This is a genomic window from Nocardia sp. NPDC006630, from assembly GCF_040611495.1.
In the GTDB taxonomy this organism is placed as follows: Bacteria; Actinomycetota; Actinomycetes; order Mycobacteriales; family Mycobacteriaceae; genus Nocardia.
Map to the genome: position 1 here is coordinate 174,621 of NZ_JBEXOK010000012.1, position 25,025 is coordinate 199,645.

Below are 25,025 nucleotides of genomic sequence, written 5' to 3' on the forward strand. Positions count from 1 at the left end.
GCTCCCCGCACCTTCGCCGGGAACACCATCGTGCCCGTTCGCGAGTGGGAGCCTCGGGTTTTCAGAAGTAGTACGGGTACGGCGCCCAGTCCGGGGCGCGCTTCTCCAGGAAGGAGTCGCGGCCTTCGACGGCCTCATCGGTCATATAGGCGAGGCGGGTGGCCTCACCGGCGAACAGCTGCTGGCCCACCAGTCCGTCGTCGCTGAGGTTGAACGCGTACTTCAGCATGCGAATCGCCTGCGGCGACTTGCCGAGGATTTCCGCGGTCCACTCCAGCGCCACATTCTCCAGCTCGGCATGATCGACGACCTCGTTGACCGCGCCCATCTTGTGCATTTCCTCGGCGGTGTACGGCCGGCCCAGGAAGAAGATCTCGCGGGCGCGCTTCTGCCCCACCATCTTCGCGAGGTAGGCGCTGCCGTAGCCGCCGTCGAAGCTGCCCACATCGGCATCGGTCTGCTTGAACCGGGCGTGCTCGCGGCTGGCCAGGGTGAGGTCGCAGGTGACGTGCAGGCTGTGCCCGCCGCCCGCCGCCCAGCCGTTGACCAGCGCGATGACCACCTTGGGCATGAAGCGGATGAGCCGCTGCACCTCGAGGATGTGCAGGCGCCCGGCCCGGGCCGGGTCCACGGTGTCCGCGGTCTCGCCCTCGGCGTACTGATACCCGTTGCGCCCGCGAATGCGCTGGTCGCCGCCGGAGCAGAAGGCCCAGCCGCCGTCCTTGGCACTCGGCCCGTTGCCGGTGAGCAGCACCGCACCCACATCGGAGGTCATGCGGGCGTGGTCGAGCGCCCGGTACAGCTCGTCGACGGTGTGCGGCCGGAACGCATTGCGCACCTCCGGCCGGTCGAAGGCGATTCGTACGGTGCCCTGCTCGACATGCCGGTGATACGTGATGTCGGTGAGGTCTTTGAACCCCGGGACGGGCTGCCACAGCGCTTCATTGAAGGTCACAGCCACGAACATAACGCGAACTCCATCTCCGGCTACTGCGGCCGCCCAGTTTGGGTGCTCGGCGCTGGAGTGCGTGCCGGGTGTTCGTTCGTCGCGGAGGTGACCACTGATCTCGTGCCGCCAGGGGTAACTCCTGGGGTACCTCCGAAACTTCTCGGGACGGGACCGCAGGCGCGCGACGCTAACCGGAGGGGCTCCCAAGTGGTCGCTTGAAGTATCGGAGAGGCGGATCCGTAACGCTGCCAATCGATTGCGGAGGCTTTACAGTGCAGTTGCTGCTTAGGCAGTCGAGCTGGATCAGGGTCGTGTGCGGCGAGAAGCCGGTGCGTATAGTTCCATGCGCTCGTTCATCGAAAAACTATCCGGAGGAACCTGAAAGTGGTTGCAGCACTGTCTGAATCCCTGCTCGATGACGCCAAGCGTCCGGCCTTCCTGGTCGACGCCAAAGAGGTTCTGGATGCTGAGGTGTCGGACAAGGGCGGCGCGTCGGGTCTCGCTGTGAAGGGCGGCTACGCCGCGGTCAAGAAGGTCAGCCCGACAATTGTCGGCGATGCCCTCGAATCCTTCATTCCCCGTTTTGTCGCGCAGCTCGAGCCGTTCTGGTCGCAGTACCAGGCTTCCGGCGCCGGGTCGTTCGCCGACCTGCTGGTCTCCAAGCAGGACGAGGTCTCCGAGGCACTGCTCTCGGTGACCGACGAGCGCGCTGCCGCGTCGTCGCGTCCCGCGCTGACCAAGGTCTACAACTCGATGCGTAACTCGGCGAAGAAGCATGTCGCCGAGGCGCTTCCGCGTGTCGGTGCGCTCATCCAGCGTCACGCTGGTTAATCAAATGACCGGTTCGCGGCCCTGATCAGGGCCGCGAACTCGGTATTCGCGGCCGGCTCGAATTCGGCATCCGTGGCCCGAATTCAGCCCGCCGCCTTGCCTACTCGCCAGTAACCGGTGAAAGTGATGTCCGCCTTGGGGATTTCGCGGTCCTGGGCCAGGTATCGCCGTACTCCGGCGCACAGCTTCTGCTCGCCCGCGATGAAGGCGTAGACGCCCTTGGCGGGCAGTTCCGCCGCCCGTACCGCCGCCGCGGCCGCTGCGCCGACCTCGGCGTTCGGGTCCGTACGGACCAGCCAGTTGACCTGCACCCCTTCGGGTTCGCCCAGCTCCTGGGCGTCGTCGGCATGTGAGATCTCCACGTACGCCGCGCCTTTCAGGCCGCGCGGCGCCGAGCGCAGAATGCCCGCGATGCCGGGCAGCGCGCTCTCGTCACCCACCAGAAGAGACCAATCGGTGTGATCCGGGGCCTGGTAGGTGATGCCCTCGTCCAGCATTCCGGCCTTGTCGCCGGGCGTGGTGCTGTTGGACCAGGTGGCGGCCGGACTGTCGTCGCCGTGCACGAAGAAGTCGATATCGATCTCGGCGGTGCTGCCGAATTCGCCGAACCCGGCGGCGCGGTAATCGCGCACGGTGTAGTTGCGCACCAGCGGCCGGTGCTCCTTGCCCATCATGAGGTACTGCGCGTACCAGCCCAGGCTGCTGGTGGAGGTGGGCAGGCGCAGGCTGTTGTCGCGACCCGGCAGGAAAAGCCGGAACCACTGGTCCCAGCCCATGGCGGTGAAGCCCGCGAGGCCGTCGCCGCCGAGGGTGACACGCTGGAAGTTCGGGCTGATGCGTTTGCTCGCCAGTACCTCCGCGGTCAGGATTTCGCGGTGTTCGGGTTTGACGTATTTGGGGCGCTTCGACATTGGCTTAGGTTAGCAAACCCTAAGTATATAAGACCAGGTGTGAGCGGGCTGACGCAGCGTGATGAGCGACTGTCTGAGAGGCTGAGAGGGTGAATCCTTCGACAGCACAGGCGCAGGTCGTCGTCGACGAGCTCGCGCGCGGCGGAGTGCGAGATGTGGTCCTGTGCCCGGGATCGCGAAACGCACCACTGGCCTTCGCATTACAGGCGGCCGATGCCGCCGGGCGACTGCGCCTGCACATGCGCATCGACGAACGCAGCGCCGGTTTCCTCGCCATCGGCCTGACCGCCGCGAGTGGCCGCCCGGTGCCCGTCGTCATGACCTCCGGCACCGCTGTCGCCAATCTCGGCCCGGCCGTGCTCGAAGCCAACTACGCGCGGCTGCCGCTCATCGTGCTCAGCGCCAACCGGCCCTACGAGATGCTCGGCACCGGCGCCAACCAGACTGTGGAGCAGCTCGGTCTGTTCGGCAGCCAGGTGCGCGCCACCGTCAGCCTCGGCCTGGCCGAGACCGAAACCGGTTCGGAGCAGTACGCCAAGCAGAACAGCGTGTGGCGCTCGGCCGTCTGCCGGGTGCTGGCCGCCGCCCGCGGCACCCGCTCGGGCAATGCCGGGCCGGTGCACTTCGACATTCCGCTGCGCGAACCGCTGGTCCCCGATATGGCCGCCGGCGAGGTGCTGCCGGTCGGGCGCGCCGATGACGCCCCTTGGACCGCAACGCAATACGCGACCCTGGACGTACCGCTGGATATCGATCTCAGCGTCGATACCGTGGTCATCTCCGGGCACGGTGCGGGTCGCCGGCCGGAACTCGCGAACGTGCCGACCGTCGCCGAACCGACCGCGCCCATGCACGGGCCGGCGCTGCATCCGCTCGCGCTCGGATTGCTGCGGCCGAAGCAGGCCATCATCACCGGGCGGCCCACCCTGCACCGGCAGGTGTCGCAGGTGCTCGCCGATCCCGAGGTGGTGGTGTACGCGCTCACCACCGGCCCGCGCTGGCCCGATGTGTCCGGGAATGTGGTGGGCACCGGTACCCGGGCCGTCACGCACGGCAGCCCGCGCGCCGAATGGCTGGAGCAGTGCCGCGACCTGAACGAGAAGGCGATCGCGGTGGTACGCGCCGAGCTGGACGCCCACCCCAAGCCGACCGGTCTGCATGTGGCCGAAGTGGTGATGAACGCACTGCACGACGGCGATCAATTGCTGCTGGGCGCGTCGAATCCGGTGCGCGACGCCGCGCTGGTCTCCCAGCCGCGGCCCGGTATCCGGGTGCTCTCCAATCGCGGTGTGGCCGGTATCGACGGCACCGTTTCGGCGGCAGTCGGTGCGGCACTGACCCATTCGGGGCGGACCGTCGCGCTCATGGGTGATCTGACCTTCCTGCACGATGCGTCCGGTCTGCTCATCGGCCCGGGTGAACCGCGGCCCGAAGACCTCACCATCGTGGTCGCCAATGACGACGGCGGCGGCATCTTCGAACTGCTCGAACAGGGCGATCCGCAGTACGCGGGCGTCTTCGAGCGGGTGTTCGGCACCCCCCACGGTATGGATCTGGCCGCATTGTGCGCCGCCTACCGGGTGCCGCACCGGCAGGTCGATCCGGCGGAATTGGCGGTGGCGCTCACCGGTAACGCGCACGGCATTCGGGTGCTCGAGGTCGCGACCGAGCGATCCAGCCTGCGCGAACTGCATGCGACCGTGCGCGCGGGCATCTCGAAGTGAGCAGCGGGGCGGCGGCACCGGGCCGCCGCCCCGAGCACTCGCCGTCAGTATTCGGTGTCGGAGCTGCCGGAGCTGTCGTAATCGTCGCCCAGCGGGACGGGTATCGATTGTTCGATGAGATCCGCCTCGTCGGCCGTCCAGCCGCTGTCCCCGACCGGTGGCGGGGTGATCTCGGAATCTGATTCCAGCAGCTCGCCGGTGTGTGCGTCCCTGTCGGGATAAGGCTCCGGATCTGCGGAATCGCTCGGAAAAGCTGCGGTGTGCTGCTCGACATAGTCGGCTTCGGGTACCGCGTCGATGCGTTCGGTCATCGGATGCTCCTCTCCGCCGTATCGGTGTGACCGGGTGAAGTCGGGCACCTCCGAGGATGCCCCGCCCGCGCCGGTACGGCAACCCGGACATCACTCCCCGGGCAGTGCTCCGTTATCGGCCGGATGCTCGACCAGCGCCAAGACCTTTCCGGCCATGAATCGTGCGGTGCGAACCGTCGTCCCGGTCCTGGTCACTTCACTGACCTCCACCACCCCGCGCGCTATGCGCACCTCGACGCGCCGCCCGGCTCGGCTGGCCGTCACTTCGTAATTTCGAGACTCGCCGCCCATATCGACGACAATCTCCACGCGATCGCCCTTCATCTCCCAATTCTCCTCGCTACCAGTGCTTTTCGCGAGGAATCCGGCTCGGATCCGGCTAACGAACGGGTTGCAGTACCGCCTCTCCGCGCCTTTTGCCGGACGGCGGGTGTCACGGGAGTTATGTCGCGGACCGGCGGTTGAGTGGGTGGCCGAGTTCTGGGCGTTACCCGGATCTCGCGCGATCAGTCGTTGCGTCGAGCGATGCCCGCCGCGCCTGGGGCGGTGACGAAAACGCCTGCCTGGGCGGCGAGGGTGGCGGCTTCGACGGCGGTGGTGATCGCTGTCTCGTCGATGGGGGAGCTGGCGGTGAGGAGGCGGTAGTAGAGGGGGGCCGAGACCGCGGAGAGGACGGCGCGGGGGTCGGTGCCGGGTGGGAGTTCGCCTCGGGCGACGGCGATGTCGATGCAGGGGGACCATTCGGTGAGGCGGGTGTCGTAGAAAGCGTGCAGGGCGGTGGCCGCGGTGTCGTCGGTGGTGGCGGCGGCCAGCAGGGCGCGGAAGAGGCGGCCCTGGCGGGGGTCGGTGAGGGTGGCGGCGACCAGTCGGGCATTGGCGTCCAGATCGCCGCGGAGGGAGCCGGTATCACTGTGCGGCAGTGAGGTTTCCGTCATTTCGACGAGGAGGTCGGCGACCAGTCCGGCGGGGGTGCGCCAGCGGCGGTAGACCGTGGTCTTGCCGACCTCGGCGCGCGCGGCCACCTCGGCCGGATCCAGCTCTGCGAAACCGCGTTCGGTGAGCAGATCGCCGGCGGCGCGCAGCACGGCCTCGCGGACGCGTGCGGTGCGCCCACCCGGGCGGATCGATCCGGGCGCGGTGACGTCCTGCTCCATAACGGGCCTCCAGTTCCATTTGCGACGAGGTGAGTGTATCGTCGATTTTGTTAATGAAACTGTAGTTCCGTTAGGGGTTGTCATGGAGTATCGCAGGCTCGGCGCATCAGGTCTGATGGTTCCGGCATTGAGCTTCGGCGCGGGCACCTTCGGGGGTCGCGGCGAACTCTTCGGCGCCTGGGGTGATACCGATGCGCGGCAGGCTCGCCGCCTCGTCGACATCAGTCTGGAAGCAGGCGTCACCATGTTCGACACCGCCGACGTCTACTCCGACGGCGCGTCGGAAGAGGTTCTCGGCGAAGCGATTCGGGGCCGCCGCGACGATCTGCTGATCTCCACCAAGGCCTCCCTGCCGACCGGCCCCGGACCCTACGATGCCGGTTCCGGGCGCGCCCGCCTGATCCGCGCGGTCGAGGGCTCACTGCGGCGGCTGGGCACCGACTACATCGACCTGTTCCAGTTGCACGCCTTCGACGCGGGCACGCCGGTGGAGGAAGTCCTTGCGGCACTGGATGATCTGGTGCGTTCGGGCAAGATCCGCTATGTCGGCGCCTCGAACTTCGCGGGCTGGCAACTCATGAAATCCCTTGCCGCAGCGGACCGTTACGGTCTGCCGCGCTATGTCGCGCACCAGGTCTACTACTCGCTGGTCGGGCGCGACTACGAGTGGGAACTCATGCCGCTCGGCGTCGATCAGGGTGTCGGTGCGGTGGTGTGGAGCCCGCTCGGCTGGGGTCGCCTCACCGGCAAAATCCGCCGCGGCCAACCACTTCCGGAAGGCAGCCGCCTGCACCTGACCGCCGCGGCGGGACCGCCGGTGGACGACGAGGTGCTCTACGACGTGGTCGATGTGCTCGACGACCTCGCCGCCGAGACCGGCCGCACCGTCCCGCAGATCGCGCTGAACTGGCTGCTCACCCGCCCCACCGTCGCGACCGTCATGGTCGGCGCGCGCAATGAGGAGCAGTTGCGGCAGAATCTCGGCGCCGTCGGCTGGAGCCTGGACGCCGAGCAGATCGCCCGCCTCGACAAGGCGAGCGCGGTGACGCCGCCCTACCCCTACTACCCGTACTACCGGCTCGCGGATTTCACCCGGCTGAATCCGCCGGCGGTCTAGGGCGCGGAGTACAGGCCTGCCGCCAGTACCGGCCAGGACGTCTTCAGATCGTCCTGCCAGTAGCCCCAGGAGTGGGTGCCGGTGCTGCGGTAGACGAAGGTCGCCGGAATGTTCAGCTGATCGAGACGGTCCTGCAGGGTATGGGTGGACGCATCGATATTGGCCTCGATGAAGCTGCCGAGTGCGACCGTCTGTGCGTAATCCGCGGGCTTCTCCATGCGGAATTTGCCGCCCGGCATGTCATAGGCGCCGGGGATTCCGGTGCCGGTCGAGATGAAAAGATTGGTGCCGCGGAGCTTTTCGGCATTGAGGGTGGGATCGTTGGCCGCCCAGAGCGGGTTGTCGTCGGCGCCCCACATATTCTGGACGTCACCGCCGCCGTAGAGCTCCGTGGTCATCTTGACGGCCTCGCGCCCGGTCGGCGTGGTGGTCTGGGAGAGGCCGCTGTACACGGCGGCGCTGCGGTACTGCCCGGGATTGAAGATCACCGAGTTCAGCACCGGCAAGCCCGCCATGGACAGTCCCGCAATGGCATTCACCCGATTGGTGTTCAGGGCGACATCGATCAGCGGCGGCAGTTCCTGGCCCAGATAGGTCGACCACTTGTTCACGCCGAGTGCTTTGTCGGGCTTCAGCCAGTCGGTGTACCAGGTGAACGCGCCGCCGATGATCTGCACGACATTGATGTTCTTGTCGGACAGGAAATCCAGTGCGTCCGTGCGCAATTGCCAGGAGGCATTGTCGACGCCGCCGCCCGCGCCATTGAGCAGATACAGGGTGGGCCGCGCGCCGGCGGTATCGGCGGGGCGCAGGACGTCCACCGGGAAGGTCTGGTCCATGGCGGCGGAGTAGATCTGGAGCTGGATATTGCGGTCGTCCTTGACCGTGACGTTCTTGAGGTAGGAACCGTCGGGCGATTTTGCCGTGGTGGTCACTCCGGGGGCGGTCGGGGTATCCGCTGTCGCGGGATACGCGCTCACTCCGATCGACACGGTAGCCGCCAAGGCCGCCAATGCGATTCGCCCGGTGATTCTTCGGTTCAAGACCCGACCCTCCGTTGTAAACACGACGATTTCACATCGTAGGGAAGGGGATCCGGGAAATCCATGGCTGGGAACCCCAGAGAATTCGGGGCTCAGTACACGTCGCGCACGTAGCGTTTCTCGGCGACCAGCTGCTTCTTGAAGGCCAGTGCGGCCTCCTCGCTCAATTTCCCGTGAATCCGGGCTATCCGCAGCAGGGTGTCGTCCACATCCTTGGCCATGCGTGCGGCATCACCGCAGACATAGAAATGGCCGCCCTCCCGCAGCCATGCCCACAGTTCCGCACCGTGCTCGATCATGCGGTGCTGCACATAGACCCGCTCCCGCTGATCCCGCGAGAAAGCCAGATCCAACCGGGTCAGGAAGCCTGAGCGGAACATATCCTCGAGCTCCGCGCGGTAATAGAAATTGTCCGCCGCGTGCTGATCGCCGAAGAACAGCCAATTGCGGCCCTGGCAGCCGAGCGCGCGGCGCTCGTGCAGGAAACCCCGGAACGGTGCGATGCCGGTGCCCGGGCCGACCATGATCATGGGCGCGTTCGGATCCAGCGGGGGGCGGAAATGCGGGGCGCGCTGCAGGAAGATCGGCGCCTCGCCCGCGCGATCGGCCAGGAAGGTGGAACTGACACCGCCGCGCCTGGCCGCGCCGGCGGCCACCGGATTGCCGTAGCGCACCACGCCCACCGTCAGCTGCACCTCGTGCGGGTCGACCAGCGGACTGGAGGAAATCGAATACTGGCGCGGCTGCAGCTTTTTCAGCGTGCCCAGCCACTCCACCAGATCGGCCCGCACCGGAAAGTCGCGCAGCACATCCACCGGCTGCCGATCCCACAGATAGCTGTCCAGCTCGTTGCGATTGTCGCGCCGCAGCAGTTTCGCCAGATGCGGACTCGCATTGTGCTCGGCAATGAACGACAGCAGATCGGTACTCACCTTGGTGATGTCGTAATGCGTGCGCAGCGCCTCCGCCAGCGGCAACTCCCGATCCTCCAGATCGATGAGCCGCCGCCCGTCGAGCCCGGTCGCAGCCAGCCATTCCGCTACCAGCGCCTCACAATTGGCAGGCTTGATCCCCAGTGAATCGCCGACCTCATAACTCGCATCCAGCCCCCGCAGATCGAACCCGAACCGCCGCACCTCTTTCTCCGACCCCGGCCGCGACAGCAACTCATTACGCACCAGCCGCGCCGGAAGCGGTGCATGACGAGTGAATTGGGCAGGAGCGAGAGTGGTTACGGCGCTGCCGGAACCGGACCCGCCGCTGTAGGACGACGCGCTGCCGGGAGTTGCGATGCCGCTGGGAGCCGCAGTGCGCTTCAGAGTCTGCGGAACAGGTTCCGGCCCTGATGTTTCCGAACCGATCAGTGCTGCGGTCACCTCGTCGATCCACTGCTCCGACAACTCGTCGTGATCGGGTTCGCTGTCGATACGTGGAAGGAGGCGTGTGGCACCACATTTTGTGAACAACTCATCGAGCTTGCGCCCGTGCCCGCAGAACTCGTCGTAGGACGAATCGCCGAGCCCGAAAATGGCATACCGCATACCGGTGAGGCGGATTGCGCTGTCGCTGAGACGATCCCAGAAGTCTTGGCCGTTGTCCGGCGGGCCGCCGTCGCCGAAGGTGCTGGTGATCACCAGCACGTCGCCGGTCAGATCTGCGAGATCGGTGGAGTCCATATCCACCAGCCGGGGCGTGAAATCGGCTGCGGCGAGACGTGTTGCGACCGCGGCTGCCAGCTCCTCCGCGGTCCCGGTCTGTGAAGCCCACAGCACGGTCACCGTCCGGGTGACCGGCTCGGCGGACGGATCGCCGTTCCCGGCGGCTGTCTGCAAGGTGCCCGCATCGGTGGCACCCGCCGATTGCGGCTGTGCTCCACGGGAATACATGCCCGCGAGCAACCCGTCGATCCAGAGTCGGCTGCCCCGTGACAGCGGTGCGGTCGCCGGCAGTACCGGCGTCCCCGCCACCGGCAAGGTCTGCAATGCCGCGAGATACCCGCCCAGGTAGATCCGCTCGGCATCACTCAGCGTCGGTGCGACCGCCGCGTCCAATCCGAGCATCGCCGACAGCGGATGCACCCCCTCGCGCCCAGCGCTGTCGGCTCCTGCGCCGAACGGAGGCGATGCGATTCCGTTCGGACCGGTCTCTGCGCTGAGTGGACCGGTTCCGGGGGAGTCCGCGCGGCTGCGGTCGGTGGCCGGGATCTGCTGGGAGGTGGTGGAGACGGCGGCGACCTTGCGGAGCCGGACGGCGCAGGCCTTGAATTCGGGTTGCAGGGAGTCCGGGTCCACAGCGTCGTTGGTGACGGCATTGATGGTCAGGTATTCGCCCTGTTCGTCGTTCCAGTGGAACGGTGCGAAGCAGGTGCCGGGCAGCACGCGGTCGCTGATGCGGGCGGGGAGTACGGCACGTCCACGGCGGGAGGCGATTTCGATCTGATCGCCCTCGTGCAGTTCGAGTGCGGCGGCATCGTCGGGGTGCACCTCGAGGAACGGGTCGCCGTTGAGTTTGACCAGTTTCGCGACCTTGCCGGTCTTGGTCATGGTGTGCCATTGATGTTGCAGGCGACCGGTATTGAGCACGACGGGGTGGTCGTCGTCGGGCATTTCGGCGGGCAGCAGATGCGGGCGCGGCCAGAAGACGGCGCGCCGGCTGGGTGTGGCGAAGGCCAGGCGCGGCCGCGTACCGCTCTCATCGGTGAACAGGTGCTGGCTGACACCGTCATTGCGATAGCGAATGGGATTGCGGCGCTGTGCCGGATCGGGGCACGGCCACTGCATGGGCCCGTCCCGCAGCGCCTCGTAGGTAATGCCCCGCAGGTCGTATCCGGTGACCGGATTCGCGAATTGCCGTATCTCCTCGAAGATCTCGGCACTGCTCTTGTAGTCGAAACCGGGGAACCCCATGGCACTCGCCACCTGCGCGATCAACTGCCAGTCCGGCCGGGCCTCGCCCACCGGCGGCACCGACTGCGGCAGCAGGGTCAGAGTGCGCTCGGAATTCACCATTACCGCATCCGATTCCGCCCACAGCGTGGCGGGCAGCATCAGATCGGCATAGGAATTGGTGGCGGTCTCGGTGTACACATCCTGGGCGATCACCAGTTCGGCGGCTTCCAGTCCGTCGATCACGGTCTTCCGATTCGCCATGGAGGCCACGGGATTGCTGCAGATGATCCAGCAGGCCTTGATATCGCCGTCCGCGAGCCCGCGGAACATCTCGACGGTGCCGGGCCCGGCCTTGTCCCGCAGCGCACCGGGTTCCAGCTCCCACGCCGTCTCCACGAAGCTCCGGTCCGCCGCCGCCAGCACACTGCGCTGTCCGGGCAATCCCGGTCCCATATAACCCATTTCGCGCCCGCCCATGGCATTCGGCTGCCCGGTGAGCGAGAACGGCCCGCTGCCGGTGCGGCAGACCGCGCCGGTGGCCAGATGCAGATTGATGATCGCATTGGTGGTCCAGGTGCCGTGCGTGGACTGATTGACGCCCATGGTCCACAGCGACATCCATTCACCGGCCGCACCGATCCACTCCGCTGCGGTACGAATATCGGCCTCGGCCAGTCCGGTCATCTCGGCGACCTGCGCGGGCGCGTAATCGGCGAGGAATTCCGGCATCGCCGCCCACCCCTGCGTGTGCTCGGCGATGAATTCGGTATCTATATCACCGTTTTCGACGAGCAGATGCAGTAAACCGTTCAGCAGCGCCAGATCCGTGCCGGGCCGGATCTGCAGGAACAGATCGGCCTTCTTCGCGGTTTCGGTGCGCCGCGGATCCACCACGATGAGTTTCGCGCCCGCCTTCAACCGCCCCGCCATGCGCAGCAGCAGAATCGGATGGCAGTCCGCCATATTCGCGCCGATCACAAAGAACAGATCAGCGTGGTCGAGATCCTCGTAGGAGCCGGGCGGCCCGTCCGCTCCGAACGACTGCTTGTATCCGGTGGCCGCACTGGCCATGCACAGCCGCGAATTGGCTTCGATATGCACGGTCCGCAGATAACCCTTGGCCAATTTGTTTGCCAGATACTGGGCTTCGATCGACATCTGCCCGGAAACGTAGAGCGACACCGCATCCGGGCCGTGCTCGTCGAGAATCGCGCGCAGCCGGTCGGCGGCCTCCTGGATCGCCGCGTCGACCGGCACCGGCATCGGCGGCTGCCCGCGTTCCGGCCGCCGGTACGCGGTCGCCATCCGCCCGTCCGTGCGCATGAGCTCGGCATGGGTGGCGCCCTTGGTGCACAGGCGTCCCGCATTCACCGGATGCAGCTTGTCGCCGTTCACCGAGGCGATCACCGGGGCGCCGGATTCGCCGGGCCGGGTGTGCACGACCATGCCGCAGCCCACTCCGCAGTACGAGCACGCGGTCCGGGTGCTCGTCAGGGGAATGGTGGAATCCGGCATGGTTCCGATCTTCGTCACTCCCGATTGCGCCGGATTTACCTGGCGTTATCGGCAGATGACATTCCGCCGCACAGCGGGTGTCCGCCTCGGTGAGGTCAGTCCAGTTTGAAGCCGCGGTGCAGCGCCACCGCGCCTCCGGAGAGGTTGCGCCACTTCACCGAGGACCAGCCGGCATCGGCGATCCGCAGTGCCAGCTGCGACTGCGTGGGCCACGCCCGAATGGATTCCGCCAGGTAGACGTAGGCATCCGGATTACTGGAGACCCGCTTGGCCACCGCCGGGAGCGCCTTCATCAGGTACTCCATGTAGACGGTGCGGAAAAGCGCGAAGGTCGGCGTGGAGAACTCCGCCACCACCAGCCGGCCGCCGGGCTTGGTGACGCGCAGCATCTCGCGCAGCGCCAGATCCGGATCGGCGACATTGCGCAGACCGTAGGAGATGGTCACCGCGTCGAAGGATTCGTCCGCGAACGGCAGCGCCATGGCATCACCGGCCACCATCGGGACCTTGCGGAACCGCCCCGCCGCCAGCATGCCCTGCGAGAAGTCGGTGGCCACACACCAGGCGCCGGACTTGGCCAGCTCGAGCGTGGAGACGCCGGTGCCCGCGGCCAGATCCAGCACCCGCTCACCGGGCCGCAGCGCCAAGGCTTTACGCGTCGCCCATCGCCAGTAATAGTCCTGGCCACCGGAGATCACCGTATTGGTGAGGTCGTACCGCTTCGCGACCCCGTCGAACATCGACGCGACCTCGTGCGGCTGCTTCTCCAACGAGGCCCGAACCGATTCCCGCCGCTCTGTTTTCGCCACCCACGCACACTAGCTCGCGGCGCGGGCGCGCGACCATCGCCTCCGGACCGCGCCGAGCAGGCGGGCGGGCCGCGAACCCAGCAGCCAGAGCGCCGGAATCGTCACCACCCATGTCACCACGATCACCGACAGGGCCGGGATGATGGCGACGCGCGCATCGCGGCCGGCCACCCGGACCAGATCGGGATCGCTGCGCTGATATTCGACATTGATGCGTTCGCCGACGGTCAGTCTGGTCGGGTACAGCACGCCGACCTTGGGATTGTGTGTCTCACCGTCCGGGGTCACGAAGATGACCGCGGACCGCAGGCGTCCGGCCGACAGCACTTCGCCGCTGGTCGTGCCCATATCCGAACTGATGAGCCGATCGTCCTTCCAGGCGGCCAGCACCAGCAGCACCGCGAGCACGCTGATGGCCGACGCGGCGATCAGAATTCCCATGCGTGTGCGCCGCCAGCGGTTCGCGGGCGGTGGTGGGGGAGCGTCGGCGAGCGGCGGCGCGGTGGCGCCCGGTTCCGCCTCGGTCACACTGCTCCGCTTCGCTGCGGTGAGTCCGCTCCGCTCCGCTGCGGTGACAGACTGGCTGGTTTCCGACACTTCACCAGGCTATTCCATGACTGGACTACCGTTGCCGCCATGTCCCGTAAATTCAGCTTCACCGTGCAGTACAGCGTTCCGGTAGAAGAGCTTCACCGGGCACTGACCAACGACGAGATGTGGAATTCCCGCTTCACCGGCGCGTCCACCGCCACCCTGAACCTGTCCCATCCGGACGGGCCCGGCACCATTCGCATCCATATGACCGAAAAAGCAGCCGAAGACAAGATTCCGGGCCTGGTCAAGAAGGTCCTCAAGAGCGATCTCGAACTCCAGCGCACCGACAGCTGGGGCGTGCTCGACGGCGATACGGCCAAGGGCACCTTCCAGGGCGCCTCCACCGGTATCACCACCGAGATGTCGGGCACCCTCGAATTGCGGCCCACCGCCGAGGGTTCCGAGATCGAGGCCGCCGGCACGGTGAACGTCAAGGTTCCCCTCGTCGGCGGCGCCATCGAGCCGCTGGTGGAGAACCTGCTCGAGAAGGTGATGAAGAGCGAGCGCAAGTCCATCGAGGCCTGGTTCGCCGCCCAGAACGCCTGACCTAACTCCGATTGAGCGATAGACCCGTGGGTGCGCTCACGCGCACCCACGGGTTTCGTTGCCGCCCGGCCGGATCGGACTACTGCCCGCGGTTCGGATCGAATTCGCGGTTTTCCACCAGCACGAGCCAGTTTCCGGAGTTGTCGCGAATGATGGCCTCCACGCCGTACGGGCGCTCCGACGGCGGCTGCACGAACTCCACGCCCTTGGCGCTGAGCTCCTCGAAAGTCTTCTGGCAGTTGTCGGTTCGCAGCCCGAGCGCGCCGTGCGTGCCACTGGCCAGCGAACGCCGGATGGCCTCGGCCAACTGCTCGTCCAGCGGCGGCCCCGGCAGCATGAGGGTCACCTCCAGCTCGAGATGATCCGGCTGCGCCACGGTCACCCAGCGGAAGCCGTTGTCGCCCATGGTCACATCCGCGGTCTCCACGAAACCGAGTTTGTCGGTGTACCACTGTTTGGCGGCGCTCTGATCGGTCACGTACACGGTGGCCAGGGAAACGTTGGTGATCGTCATACCGCAAGGCTAGGGACCCGCGACCCCGGGACGCTTCTCCGAAATTGCGGTGTCGCCGGATTCGGCCGGTTTCCGGTCCGACAGACCGTGCATGAAGATGTAGCACCCCGGAATGTGGGGAGCGCCCTCGACGGCGAACTTGGCCTGATACTCCGAGGGGGACATCCCCACCAGATCGGTGAATTTGCGGCTGAAGGAACCCAGACTGCTGTAGCCGACCATCATGCAGGTCTCGGTCACCGTGATATTGGTGGCGCGCAAGAGATCCTGCGCGCGCTCGATGCGCCGCTCCGCCAGATACAGCGCCGGGGTCTTACCGTAGGTCGCGGCGAAACACCGCAGGAAGTGGTATTTGGACACCCCGGCGGCGGCCGCCAGACCGTCCAGGTCCAGCGGCTCCGCGTAGTGCCGGTCCGCGAGATCCCGTGCGCGCCGCAAATGCGGGAGCAGTTCCTCGGCGACCGGCCGGGTGCTCATGCGAAGGGTGGCAACTTGTCGAATCGCATCGAAGCCCGCCCCGCGCCGCGCCAGAGTTTGGCGGTGAGATCCAGATCCTCATCGGTCACCAGATTGCCCATCACCCGAACCGCCGTGCGCTGCAGCAACTTCGACCGCATCACCGGCGGACCGCCGAGCGGCACCGCCCGCGGATGTGTCGCCAGTGCGGCCAAACGCCTTGCCACCGAATAGGTCCGGCCGTAGCGGGCCCGCAGCGTCTGCGGCCACAGCGTGGTCAGATCCGGTTCGTCCAGCAGCTCCGAGAGCATGTGCCCGCCCTCGAGGCCGTAGTCGATGCCCTCACCGTTGAGCGGATTCACACAGCCCGCGGCATCGCCGACCAGCGCCCAATTGCGCCCGGCCACATTCGAGACCGCACCGCCCATGGGCAGCAGCGCCGAGGCGACGGCCCGCGCCTCACCTTCGAAGCCCCACTCCGCACGGCGCTGCGAAACATAGTGCTGCAGCAGCGGTTTCAGTGAAATATGCGAGGGCCGCTTCTCGGTGGCGAGCGAGCCAACCCCGATATTGACCTCACCGTTGCCGAGCGGGAACACCCAGCCGTAGCCGGGCACCAATTCATCGTTCGCATCCCGCAATTCGAGATGCGAGGTGATCCACGGATCATCGCTGCGCTCGGACTTGATGTACGCGCGCGCCGCCGTCCCGTACGCGTACTCCCGATGCCAGGTGCGCCCCAGCAGTTTTCCGACCGGCGACCGCACCCCGTCCGCGACGATCAGCACCTTGCAGGACACCGCCCGCAATCCGGAATCGGTCTTGACGGTCACCCCGGTGACCCGATCACCGTCCCGCGCCACCTCGACTACCTTGGCGCCCTGCACCATTCGAGCCCCGAACTTCACCGCGGTCTCCCGCAGCTTGTCGTCGAGTTCGGTGCGCGGCACCGCACTGCCGTACGCGGGGAACGAGCCGCCCGGCCAGGGCAGCAGGGCCTCGCGCCCGAACCCGGCCATGCGCAGCCCGCGATTGACGGTGTGCGCCCGCAGCCAATCCCCGAGACCCAGATGCTCCAGCTCGGCGGTGGCGCGCGGGGTCAGCCCGTCGCCGCAGGTCTTGTCCCGCGGGAACACCGCCGCATCCGTCAGCAGCACATCCCGCCCGGCCTGTGCGGCCCAGGCCGCGGCCGCCGATCCGGCCGGTCCGGCCCCTACCACCAGCACATCGGCATGCGCGGGCAGCACACTCGACGATTGCCCCTGCTCCGGCGCGACTTCCGCTGAACCCATGCGCTCAATACTTGCAGCCCATGCGGATCGGTGCACCGATCGGGTGTGCAGCGCCATACTGCAGTGTTCGGTGCGTCGCACTACGGTGGTGTGCCTAGGGGGCCAGGTGTCCACACGCTAGGTTCTTTGGCGTGGGGTCGGACGCGGCACTGGGAGATGAAATGAGCGCATCGGCTGTGAGCGATGAGAGCACGGTGGTGGCGGGGGTGGATCTCGGCGATCCCGAGCTCGCGGAAACAGTGCGTAAAGGCCTGGTCGAAGTCGAAGACCTGATGATCGAAGAGCTGTCCGACGGGGAGGATTTCCTGCAGGAGGCCGCGCTGCACCTCGCCAAGGCCGGTGGTAAGCGCTTCCGTCCGCTGTTCACCATTCTCACCGGTCAGCTGGGCCCGCGGCCCGACAGCCCGGATCTGATCACCGCCGGCACCGTGGTCGAACTGGTGCACCTGGCCACGCTCTACCACGACGACGTCATGGACGAGGCGTCGATGCGCCGCGGTGCGCCCAGCGTGAATTCCCGCTGGGGCAACAGCGTCGCCATCCTGGCCGGCGACTACCTTTTCGCGCACGCCTCCCGGCTGGTCTCCACCCTCGGCCCGGACGCGGTGCGCATCATCGCCGAAACCTTCGCCGAACTGGTCACCGGCCAGATGCGGGAAACCATCGGCGCGCGGCAGTCGCAGGATCCGGTCGAGCACTATCTGCGCGTGGTCTGGGAGAAGACCGGTTCGCTCATCGCGGCGTCCGGGCGTTTCGGCGGCACCTTCTCCGGTGCGGGCCTCGAGCATGTGGAGCGCCTCGCCCGGCTCGGCGACGCGGTCGGCACCGCCTTCCAGATCTCCGACGACATCATCGACATCTCGTCGGTCTCCGAGCAGTCCGGCAAGACCCCGGGTACCGACCTGCGCGAAGGCGTGCACACCCTGCCCGTCCTCTACGCCCTGCGTGACGAGGGCTCCGACGGCGACCGGCTGCGCAAGCTGCTGGCCCACCCGCTGCAGACCGACGCTGAGGTGGAAGAGGCCCTGGACCTGCTGGCCCGCTCCCGCGGCATGGTGCTGGCCAAGGAAAAACTGCACGGCTACGGCGATATCGCGCACGCCGAACTCTCCGCCCTGCCCGGTGGTCCGGCCAATGAGGCCCTCGAGCGGCTGGTTCGGTACACCATCGAACGGGTCGGCTGACGGGGAACTTCAACCCCGCCCGCATCGTTGACCTGGAGTAACGCAACGACAGATTTCGTGAGGTCTGGGTAACTCATCGGGTACGTCCAGACCCGGACCAGACATCTGACGTAAGTCCTGGAGCTCGGTCTCGCGGCACTCAGTGACAGGCCAAAGATGCGGAGAGGCGGAACAGTGCATGGATATGCCAACGGTGTGAAGACATTCGGGCTGCTCGTCGGGATGTCGGCGCTGATCGTGTTCGCGGGCGCCATGTTCCGCAGTCCGACGATTCTGATCCTGTCTGTTCTGCTGGCGGTGGGCATGAATGCCTACGCCTATTTCAACAGCGACAAACTGGCCCTCAAGGCCATGCACGCCCAACCGGTGACCGAACTGGAAGCACCGGTCATGTATCGCATCGTGCGCGAATTGGCCACGGCGGCACGGCAACCCATGCCGCGGCTGTACATCAGCCCCACCAATGCGCCGAACGCGTTCGCCACCGGTCGCAATCCGCGCCACGCCGCGGTCTGCTGTACCACCGGCATCCTGCAGATCCTCGACGAGCGGGAACTGCGCGCGGTGCTCGGGCACGAGCTGTCGCATGTCTACAACCGCGACATCCTGATCTCGTCGGTGGCGGGCGCCCTCGCCTCGATCATCTCCGGCCTGGCCAACCTGGCCTTCTTCGCCAGCGCCTTCGGCGGCAATCGCAATGGCGAGGGGCCGAATGTCATTGGCATCCTGCTGGTTTCGCTACTCGGCCCGATCGCGGCCTCGCTCATCAAACTCGCCGTCTCCCGCTCCCGCGAGTATCAGGCCGACGAGGACGGCGCAGCCCTCACGGGCGACCCCCTGGCGCTGGCGTCAGCGCTGCGCAAGCTCGAACGCGGTGTCCAGGCTGCCCCGCTGCCCCCGGAGCCGCAGCTGACCGCACAGTCGCACCTGATGATCGCCAACCCCTTCCGGGCCGGCGACAAGATGGCGCGCTGGTTCTCCACCCACCCGCCCATGGCCGACCGCATCGCCCGTCTGGAGGCCATGGCGGGCGGCACCGCGGGCTCACCCGGAACCCGGGAGTACTGATCGAAAAAGAGGCGGTCCAGGTAATCCTGGACCGCCTCTTTTTTCGGCTGCGGGGGAGTGATCCCCGTGAATTCCGCTGTCTCTAGCGGTAATTAACGAACTGGAGGGCGATGTCGAAGTCGGCGTTCTTCAGCAGGGAGATCACGGCCTGCAGGTCGTCGCGGTTCTTGCTGCTGACCCGCAGCTCCTCGCCCTGGATCTGCGCCTTCACGCCCTTGGGGCCCTCGTCGCGAATCTTCTTGGCGATCTTCTTGGCATTCTCGGAGGAGAGTCCCTCGACCAGGGTGCCTGTGATCTTGTACACCTTTCCGGAGATCTGCGGATCGCCGGCGTCGAAGGCCTTCAGCGAGATATCGCGCCGAATCAGCTTCTCCTTGAACACCTCCAGGACCGCCTTGACGCGATCCTCGGCCTCGGCGGAGAGCACGATCTTCTCCTCGCCGGACCATTCGATGCTCGCGCCGGTGCCGCGGAAGTCGTAGCGGGTCCCGATCTCCTTCGACGCCTGGTTGAGGGCGTTGTCGACCTCCTGGCGATCGATTTTGCTGACAACGTCGAACGACGAATCGGCCACGCTTGTGCTCCTGTCCGAGATCGGAAGTTTGGGGGTGTGCCTCGACGAAGGTAGTCCGTCCGGCACCGCGTTTTCCAGCCGGTTTGCATTGCGGGCGGGTGTTCGATGTATTCTCGTCACCGCGCTGCAAGGTGCACCCAGGCAGATTGCCCGAGCGGCCAATGGGAGCGGACTGTAAATCCGTCGGCGAAAGCCTACGTAGGTTCGAATCCTACATCTGCCACACACGAACCCCCCGAGACCTCGCGGTCTCGGGGGGTTCTGTGCGTCCAACCCAGCCTTACCTCAGGAACCAGGTCGCCGGTGGTCGACGCCATTGTCGACCGGCAGCCGGTCCTGGAAGCTGGATACCCACTCCGGTGGGTCGGAAAACCTGCTCTGACCACTCGGTTTGGATAGTGGACCGGATGTTGTGTAACCTCGTTCAAGTCTTCAGCGCCCGGTTCCAAAGACCGGAGCTAAGCAGACATGCCCCCTTAGCTCAGTCGGTAGAGCGTTTCCATGGTAAGGAAAAGGTCAACGGTTCGATTCCGTTAGGGGGCTCGCCGGATTGCCGGTGGTGACCGACTCGGCATCCAGATCGATGGACCGGGCTATCGCCGCCGCGAATCCTCCGCATGGCGGTGTAGCTCAGTTGGTAGAGCAAACGACTCATAATCGTTGTGTCGCCGGTTCAAGTCCGGCCATCGCTACCCAATACTGATTTAACTATCAGGCTGACCGGAAAGAAGGCGCATCGTGGCCGCGAAGTCCACTGATATCCGGCCCAAGATCACCTTGGCCTGCGAGCAGTGCAAGCACCGCAACTACATCACCAAGAAGAACCGGCGTAACGACCCGGATCGTCTCGAGCTCAAGAAGTTCTGCCCGAACTGCGGTACCCACCGGGCCCACCGCGAGTCTCGCTAACTTAACCCCGCGCGTTCTACCGCGTGGAAGAAGTGCCGGATCGGTCGGCCACTACGTCCCCCCTACCAGGGGACAGTGGCACCTGGTCCGGCACTTGGTGTATATAGCGGTGGTTCAGCGCTCCACCGATCCCGGGTCCGGGATCAGATAGGTGACTCTCTGCCGTGACTATCAACACCGAGGCCGAATTGGTCAGCAATACCGAGGCCGAAACGCCTCAGCCGGACGAGGCTTTCGATCCCGCCGCGCACGCCGCCACCATGGTCGGCCACCACTACCGGGTGGACGACTACTACGAGGTCGGCCGCGAGAAGGTGCGTGAATACGCCCGCGCCGTGCAGGACTACCACCCGGTGCACTGGGACGAGGACGTTGCCCAGGAGTACGGCTACGACGGTCTGGTCGCCCCCCTCAGCTTCATCTCCCTGGTCGGGATCCTGGCCCAGCGCAAGCTCTTCGAGCAGATCGTCACCGGCTACGACCTGAGCCAGATCATGCAGACGGACCAGATCCTGGAGTTCCACCGGCCCATCAGGGCCGGCGATCAGCTCACCTGCATCGTCTACCTGCACTCGTTCCGGCAGGCCTTCGGCGGCGACATCATCGTCACCAAGAACGACGTGGTCGCGCAGAACGACGAACTGGTGCTCACCACCTACACCACCCTCATCGGCCGCAGCGGCGGTGACATCGATCCCAATATCGGTGACACCGTGCGCAATGTGCTCATGCACGGCGTCGGCCCGGAGGAGACCCCGGACCACCACCCGCGCACCGCGGCGGAGACGGCCTCCGTGCTCACCCCGCAGCCGGTGCCCGTGGCCGCGACCGGGAAGGTCGTTCCGGGCAAGCACGCCATCCGCTTCGAGGATGTTGCGGTCGGCGATGTGCTGCCCGCCCGCATCGTGCGCCTCACCCGCGGCGATCTGGTCAACTACGCCGGCGTCTCCGGCGATGCCAACCCGATCCACTGGAGCGACGATGTCGTGAAGATGGTCGGCCTGGAAAACGTTGTGGCACACGGCATGCTGACCATGGGCCTGGGCGGCGGCTTCGTCACCTCCTGGCTCGGCGACCCGGGTGCGGTGAAGGAGTACAACGTGCGCTTCACCAGCCCCGTCTACGTGGGCGTCGACAAGCCCGCGGAGATCGAATACACCGGCAAGGTGAAGTCCGTGGACCCGGAAACCCGCACCGCCGTGGTGGCCATTGTCGCTAAATCGGAGGGCCGCAAGATCTTCGGCCGCGCGACCGCAACGGTCCAGTTGGCCTGATCTTTGGCGTGGACCCCCGATTGGCGATAGCTGCGCGAAGTGACGTAGACTCGGTTCTCTGGGGTCACCAGCCGATACGCGCTGCTCCGAGGAGCGGCGCGTATGTATGTCAAGCCCCGGTAGTACAACTGAACAAGTACTGTGGTGGGACAAGCGAGTGATCGCCGTCCTACCGAAGGGGCGTAGCTCAATTGGCAGAGCAGCCGTCTCCAAAGCGGCAGGTTGCAGGTTCGATTCCTGTCGCCCCTGCATTCGTAGCGACTGATTTCCGGTTGTGCGAAACAGTTTGAATGCCTAGCGACGAGAGAGGATCGACGTGAGCGACGAGCGGGATACTCGCCACGAAGATGGCGATGACACCGCCGCAGTGGCTCGTCCGAGCGGTAAGCGTTCCGCCCGGCGATCACGCGCCGCGTCATCGTCCGCGACGAATGTCGCAACGATCGATCGGCCTACATCGCAGGTCAAGGCAGACAAGAAGAAGTCCGGCAAGGCCGGTGGCGGTGCGGGTAATCCGTTCAAGCGCCTGATGAAGTTCCTCAAAGAAGTAATCGCGGAACTTCGTAAGGTCATCTGGCCCAACCGCAAGCAGATGGTCACCTATACGAGCGTCGTTCTGGTGTTCGTGATCTTCATGATCGCCTTCATCAGCGGGTTGGATCTGGGCTTCATCAAGGGCGTCAACTGGCTGTTCGGCTAGCTGAACCCGCAGCCGTGTCAGACCGTCGGCGCCGGTAACCGCCTCGCCAGCTGAGGCGGGGGAGCGGGACCATCCGCCGGGTGATTTATCCCGGCGCGCAGAGGATTACGTGACGACAAGGAAGCGAGTGCCCCAGTGAGCACCCCGGAGAACGGCACAACCGACGAATTCCAGATCGACGACGTGGTGGTCGAGGAGACCGGCATCGACGTCGAGGAATCCGGCGACTCCGCCGACGCGGCGGAATCCACTGAGCCTGCCGAGGTGGAGCTGTCCGAGGAGGAGCTCACCGCTCCCATCGACGCCGAGCCCGCCGATCCCGTCGCCGAGATGAAGGCCGCGCTGCGTCGCGCCCCCGGTGACTGGTACGTGATCCACTCCTACGCCGGTTACGAGAACAAGGTGAAGACCAATCTCGAGACCCGCGTGCAGAACCTCGGTCTCGAGGAGTACATCTTCCAGGTCGAGGTTCCGACCGAAGAGGTCACCGAGATCAAGAACGGCCAGCGCAAGAACGTCAATCGCAAGGTGCTGCCGGGTTACATCCTGGTCCGCATGGAGCTGAACGACGAGTCGTGGGGCGCGGTGCGCAACACCCCCGGTGTCACCGGTTTTGTCGGCGCCACCTCGCGGCCCTCGCCGCTGTCCATCGACGATGTGGTGAAGTTCCTGGTCCCGGCCGCGCAGCAGAAGAAGGCCGCGGCCACCGCTGCCGCCGGCGGCGATGCCTCGGGCGAGACCACGATCGCCAAGCCGACCATCGATGTCGACTTCGAGGTCGGCGAGTCGGTCACCGTCATGGACGGCCCGTTCGCCACCCTCCCGGCCAGCATTTCCGAGATCAATGCCGAGCAGCAGAAGCTCAAGGTGCTGGTCTCCATCTTCGGCCGCGAGACTCCGGTCGAGCTGGCGTTCACTCAGGTCGCCAAGATCTAGCTGATTCGGGGGCGCTTTGGGCCCCCGATCGACCTGCGACTAGACTTTCCGGGTTGCGCCTCGGGTCTGGCTGTTTTTCCACGGTCAGGTATGCCCGGGCGCAATCCCGGAGCAGGCTTACGGATTACGTAAGAAACCTAAACCAAGGAATGAAAGATGCCCCCGAAGAAGAAGAAGGTCTCTGGGCTTATCAAGCTCCAGATCAAGGCCGGTGCCGCTAATCCGGCTCCGCCCGTCGGCCCCGCGCTGGGTCAGCACGGCGTCAACATCATGGAATTCTGCAAGGCCTACAACGCGGCGACCGAGTCGCAGCGCGGCAACATCATCCCGGTCGAGATCACGGTCTACGAGGACCGTTCTTTCGATTTCAAGCTGAAGACGCCGCCTGCTTCGCAGCTGCTGCTCAAGGCCGCCGGTGTGCCGAAGGGTTCCGCTGAGCCGCATCGCCTGAAGGTCGCGACGGTCACCATGGACCAGGTCCGTGAGATCGCGAAGACCAAGGCCGAGGATCTGAACGCCAACGATATCGAGCAGGCCGCGAAGATCATCGCCGGCACCGCTCGCTCGATGGGTATCACCGTCGCGTAGTAGCCCTCGAGGCTGCAATTCCGTGGGAGGGCCGGCCAGGCCCGGAAACCACGTCTGAACCAGGACAAGGACAGAACAACATGGCAAAACGAAGCAAGGCTTATCTCGAGGCGGCCGCCAAGGTCGACCGCGACGCGCTGTACCTCCCGCTGGCCGCCGTGCGGCTCGCGAAGGACACCGCCACCACCAAGACCGACGCGACCGTCGAGGTCGCCGTCCGTCTCGGCGTTGATCCCCGCAAGGCCGATCAGATGGTCCGTGGCACGGTCAACCTGCCGCACGGCACCGGTAAGACCGCCCGCGTCATCGTGTTCGCCGTCGGCGACAAGGCCGCCGAGGCCGAGGCCGCCGGTGCGGACGCCGTGGGCGCCGAGGACCTGATCGAGCGCATCCAGGGCGGCTGGCTGGACTTCGACGCCGCCATCGCCACCCCGGACCAGATGGCCAAGGTCGGTCGTATCGCTCGCGTGCTGGGCCCGCGTGGCCTGATGCCGAACCCGAAGACCGGCACCGTCACCCCCGATGTGGCGAAGGCTGTCAACGAGATCAAGGGCGGCAAGATCAACTTCCGCGTCGACAAGCAGGCCAACCTGCACTTCGTCATCGGCAAGGCGTCCTTCGACGACAAAAAGCTGGCGGAGAACTACGGCGCCGCACTCGACGAGATCCTGCGCGTCAAGCCCTCCACTGCGAAGGGCCGCTACCTCAAGAAGGTGACGTTCTCGACGAACACCGGACCGGGCATCCCGGTGGACCCGAACCGCACCCGCAACTTCGCCGAAGAAGACTGAGATTTTCTTCGCTGAACGAGCGTAGCGACGCACAAACCTGAAGGGCCGGTACAGGGAAACCTGTACCGGCCCTTCGCTTTTCGAGCAGAGGGCGCTATTTGGCGCTGCCGGTGGTTATCGAGTTCATGAGTACGCAGAACGGGCTCGCGCCGCCGCCGATGACGGAGCCGTTGCAGAAGACGTCCCACAGCAGCGAGGCCGGAAGCGATGCCAGGGAACCGGTGCCGCCGGAGCCGGAGTCGGCGATCGGCTGGACGGCGACGGGCTGGGCGGGGGCCGGGGCCGCCTCGGCGGGTGCGAGCATCACGCCCAAGGCTCCTGCGGAAATCGATACTGTGGCAAGGATT

General features: G+C 66.0%; 26 protein-coding genes and 4 tRNA genes. 16 read left to right on the forward strand and 14 right to left on the reverse strand.

Annotation, left to right across the window (positions count from 1 at the left end):
• Window positions 1-61 precede the first annotated feature (61 nt).
• On the reverse strand, window positions 62-967 hold the full coding sequence (locus ABZX86_RS33290) for a 1,4-dihydroxy-2-naphthoyl-CoA synthase (protein WP_355129274.1): 906 nt from the start codon (window positions 965-967) through the stop codon (window positions 62-64).
• Window positions 968-1,333: 366 nt separating this feature from the next.
• Here ABZX86_RS33290 and ABZX86_RS33295 point away from each other — a divergent pair, with 366 nt between their 5' ends.
• The gene (locus tag ABZX86_RS33295) at window positions 1,334-1,780 is read left to right on the forward strand and encodes a hypothetical protein (protein WP_327142409.1); all 447 of its coding nucleotides are present in this window, start codon (window positions 1,334-1,336) and stop codon (window positions 1,778-1,780) included.
• An 83-nt stretch (window positions 1,781-1,863) separates the two neighbouring features.
• On the opposite strand, the gene ABZX86_RS33300 is transcribed toward ABZX86_RS33295, so the two are convergent.
• Complete coding sequence (locus ABZX86_RS33300; RefSeq protein ID WP_355129276.1) at window positions 1,864-2,691, reverse strand: siderophore-interacting protein; 828 nt, start codon at window positions 2,689-2,691, stop codon at window positions 1,864-1,866.
• Window positions 2,692-2,780: 89 nt separating this feature from the next.
• Between ABZX86_RS33300 and menD the strand changes: the two genes are divergently transcribed.
• Window positions 2,781-4,415: a 2-succinyl-5-enolpyruvyl-6-hydroxy-3-cyclohexene-1-carboxylic-acid synthase gene (gene menD / locus ABZX86_RS33305; protein ID WP_355129278.1), complete on the forward strand. Its 1,635-nt coding sequence runs from the start codon at window positions 2,781-2,783 to the stop codon at window positions 4,413-4,415.
• A 44-nt stretch (window positions 4,416-4,459) separates the two neighbouring features.
• On the opposite strand, the gene ABZX86_RS33310 is transcribed toward menD, so the two are convergent.
• The 3 genes from ABZX86_RS33310 to ABZX86_RS33320 form a co-directional block, all read right to left on the reverse strand.
• The gene (locus tag ABZX86_RS33310) at window positions 4,460-4,726 is read right to left on the reverse strand and encodes a hypothetical protein (protein WP_355129280.1); all 267 of its coding nucleotides are present in this window, start codon (window positions 4,724-4,726) and stop codon (window positions 4,460-4,462) included.
• 90 nt (window positions 4,727-4,816) lie between these two features.
• Complete coding sequence (locus ABZX86_RS33315; protein WP_355129282.1) at window positions 4,817-5,050, reverse strand: hypothetical protein; 234 nt, start codon at window positions 5,048-5,050, stop codon at window positions 4,817-4,819.
• Between the two features lie 182 nt (window positions 5,051-5,232).
• Window positions 5,233-5,880: a TetR/AcrR family transcriptional regulator gene (locus ABZX86_RS33320; protein WP_355129284.1), complete on the reverse strand. Its 648-nt coding sequence runs from the start codon at window positions 5,878-5,880 to the stop codon at window positions 5,233-5,235.
• Between the two features lie 82 nt (window positions 5,881-5,962).
• Here ABZX86_RS33320 and ABZX86_RS33325 point away from each other — a divergent pair, with 82 nt between their 5' ends.
• On the forward strand, window positions 5,963-6,997 hold the full coding sequence (locus ABZX86_RS33325) for an aldo/keto reductase (protein ID WP_355129286.1): 1,035 nt from the start codon (window positions 5,963-5,965) through the stop codon (window positions 6,995-6,997).
• Here ABZX86_RS33325 and ABZX86_RS33330 read toward each other — a convergent pair.
• The 4 genes from ABZX86_RS33330 to ABZX86_RS33345 all read right to left on the reverse strand — a co-directional run bounded on the left by ABZX86_RS33330 (window position 6,994) and on the right by ABZX86_RS33345 (window position 13,693).
• A complete protein-coding gene (locus ABZX86_RS33330) occupies window positions 6,994-7,977 on the reverse strand; it encodes an alpha/beta hydrolase family protein (protein WP_355129288.1) in 984 nt (327 codons plus the stop codon). The genes ABZX86_RS33325 and ABZX86_RS33330 overlap by 4 nt on opposite strands.
• A 155-nt stretch (window positions 7,978-8,132) precedes the next feature.
• Window positions 8,133-12,443, reverse strand: a complete 4,311-nt coding sequence (locus ABZX86_RS33335; protein WP_355129290.1) for a bifunctional nitrate reductase/sulfite reductase flavoprotein subunit alpha — start codon at window positions 12,441-12,443, stop codon at window positions 8,133-8,135.
• A 95-nt stretch (window positions 12,444-12,538) separates the two neighbouring features.
• On the reverse strand, window positions 12,539-13,252 hold the full coding sequence (locus tag ABZX86_RS33340; protein ID WP_355129292.1) for a demethylmenaquinone methyltransferase: 714 nt from the start codon (window positions 13,250-13,252) through the stop codon (window positions 12,539-12,541).
• 9 nt (window positions 13,253-13,261) lie between these two features.
• Window positions 13,262-13,693, reverse strand: a complete 432-nt coding sequence (locus tag ABZX86_RS33345) for a DUF3592 domain-containing protein (RefSeq protein WP_355129387.1) — start codon at window positions 13,691-13,693, stop codon at window positions 13,262-13,264.
• A 195-nt stretch (window positions 13,694-13,888) separates the two neighbouring features.
• Between ABZX86_RS33345 and ABZX86_RS33350 the strand changes: the two genes are divergently transcribed.
• Window positions 13,889-14,392, forward strand: a complete 504-nt coding sequence (locus ABZX86_RS33350; RefSeq protein WP_355129294.1) for a DUF2505 domain-containing protein — start codon at window positions 13,889-13,891, stop codon at window positions 14,390-14,392.
• 79 nt (window positions 14,393-14,471) lie between these two features.
• Here the strand turns inward: ABZX86_RS33350 and ABZX86_RS33355 are convergent, their stop codons facing one another.
• Genes ABZX86_RS33355 through ABZX86_RS33365 form a run of 3 tightly spaced genes read right to left on the reverse strand, consistent with a single transcriptional unit; the run spans window position 14,472 to window position 16,654 of the window.
• Entirely contained in the window at window positions 14,472-14,906 is a 435-nt protein-coding gene (locus ABZX86_RS33355) for a VOC family protein (RefSeq protein WP_355129296.1), read from the reverse strand.
• Between the two features lie 9 nt (window positions 14,907-14,915).
• Window positions 14,916-15,383 carry an AraC family transcriptional regulator gene (locus ABZX86_RS33360; protein ID WP_355129298.1) on the reverse strand — a complete coding sequence of 156 codons (468 nt, stop codon included), beginning with the start codon at window positions 15,381-15,383 and terminating at the stop codon, window positions 14,916-14,918.
• A complete protein-coding gene (locus ABZX86_RS33365) occupies window positions 15,380-16,654 on the reverse strand; it encodes a geranylgeranyl reductase family protein (RefSeq protein WP_355129300.1) in 1,275 nt (424 codons plus the stop codon). Before ABZX86_RS33365 ends, ABZX86_RS33360 begins: the two co-directional genes overlap by 4 nt.
• A 161-nt stretch (window positions 16,655-16,815) precedes the next feature.
• On the opposite strand from ABZX86_RS33365, the gene ABZX86_RS33370 reads away from it, so the two are divergent.
• Together ABZX86_RS33370 and htpX are read left to right on the forward strand one after the other, a co-directional pair.
• The gene (locus ABZX86_RS33370) at window positions 16,816-17,838 is read left to right on the forward strand and encodes a polyprenyl synthetase family protein (RefSeq protein ID WP_355129302.1); all 1,023 of its coding nucleotides are present in this window, start codon (window positions 16,816-16,818) and stop codon (window positions 17,836-17,838) included.
• A gap of 156 nt (window positions 17,839-17,994) precedes the next feature.
• Window positions 17,995-18,906: a zinc metalloprotease HtpX gene (htpX, locus tag ABZX86_RS33375; protein ID WP_355129304.1), complete on the forward strand. Its 912-nt coding sequence runs from the start codon at window positions 17,995-17,997 to the stop codon at window positions 18,904-18,906.
• A gap of 82 nt (window positions 18,907-18,988) precedes the next feature.
• Here the strand turns inward: htpX and ABZX86_RS33380 are convergent, their stop codons facing one another.
• Window positions 18,989-19,480 (reverse strand): YajQ family cyclic di-GMP-binding protein, encoded by a 492-nt coding sequence (locus ABZX86_RS33380; protein ID WP_327142393.1) that lies wholly within the window; start codon window positions 19,478-19,480, stop codon window positions 18,989-18,991.
• Between the two features lie 140 nt (window positions 19,481-19,620).
• Between ABZX86_RS33380 and ABZX86_RS33385 the strand changes: the two genes are divergently transcribed.
• The 10 genes from ABZX86_RS33385 to rplA all read left to right on the forward strand — a co-directional run bounded on the left by ABZX86_RS33385 (window position 19,621) and on the right by rplA (window position 24,678).
• Window positions 19,621-19,703 (forward strand) — tRNA-Tyr (locus ABZX86_RS33385).
• A gap of 247 nt (window positions 19,704-19,950) precedes the next feature.
• Window positions 19,951-20,023, forward strand: a tRNA-Thr gene (locus ABZX86_RS33390).
• Window positions 20,024-20,099: 76 nt separating this feature from the next.
• Window positions 20,100-20,172: transfer RNA gene (locus ABZX86_RS33395), tRNA-Met, on the forward strand.
• Between the two features lie 46 nt (window positions 20,173-20,218).
• Entirely contained in the window at window positions 20,219-20,389 is a 171-nt protein-coding gene (gene rpmG / locus ABZX86_RS33400; RefSeq protein ID WP_029925945.1) for a 50S ribosomal protein L33, read from the forward strand.
• A 260-nt stretch (window positions 20,390-20,649) separates the two neighbouring features.
• Window positions 20,650-21,663: a fused (3R)-hydroxyacyl-ACP dehydratase subunits HadA/HadB gene (locus ABZX86_RS33405; RefSeq protein ID WP_355129388.1), complete on the forward strand. Its 1,014-nt coding sequence runs from the start codon at window positions 20,650-20,652 to the stop codon at window positions 21,661-21,663.
• A 176-nt stretch (window positions 21,664-21,839) separates the two neighbouring features.
• Window positions 21,840-21,912 (forward strand) — tRNA-Trp (locus ABZX86_RS33410).
• 67 nt (window positions 21,913-21,979) lie between these two features.
• The gene (secE, locus tag ABZX86_RS33415) at window positions 21,980-22,363 is read left to right on the forward strand and encodes a preprotein translocase subunit SecE (RefSeq protein WP_327142392.1); all 384 of its coding nucleotides are present in this window, start codon (window positions 21,980-21,982) and stop codon (window positions 22,361-22,363) included.
• Between the two features lie 183 nt (window positions 22,364-22,546).
• Entirely contained in the window at window positions 22,547-23,299 is a 753-nt protein-coding gene (gene nusG, locus ABZX86_RS33420) for a transcription termination/antitermination protein NusG (protein WP_327146751.1), read from the forward strand.
• 156 nt (window positions 23,300-23,455) lie between these two features.
• Window positions 23,456-23,887 (forward strand): 50S ribosomal protein L11, encoded by a 432-nt coding sequence (gene rplK, locus ABZX86_RS33425; protein ID WP_355129307.1) that lies wholly within the window; start codon window positions 23,456-23,458, stop codon window positions 23,885-23,887.
• Window positions 23,888-23,967: 80 nt separating this feature from the next.
• Window positions 23,968-24,678 carry a 50S ribosomal protein L1 gene (gene rplA, locus ABZX86_RS33430; RefSeq protein ID WP_297623923.1) on the forward strand — a complete coding sequence of 237 codons (711 nt, stop codon included), beginning with the start codon at window positions 23,968-23,970 and terminating at the stop codon, window positions 24,676-24,678.
• A 94-nt stretch (window positions 24,679-24,772) separates the two neighbouring features.
• Here the strand turns inward: rplA and ABZX86_RS33435 are convergent, their stop codons facing one another.
• The gene (locus tag ABZX86_RS33435) at window positions 24,773-24,985 is read right to left on the reverse strand and encodes a hypothetical protein (RefSeq protein WP_355129309.1); all 213 of its coding nucleotides are present in this window, start codon (window positions 24,983-24,985) and stop codon (window positions 24,773-24,775) included.
• Between the last annotated feature and the right edge of the window lie 40 nt (window positions 24,986-25,025).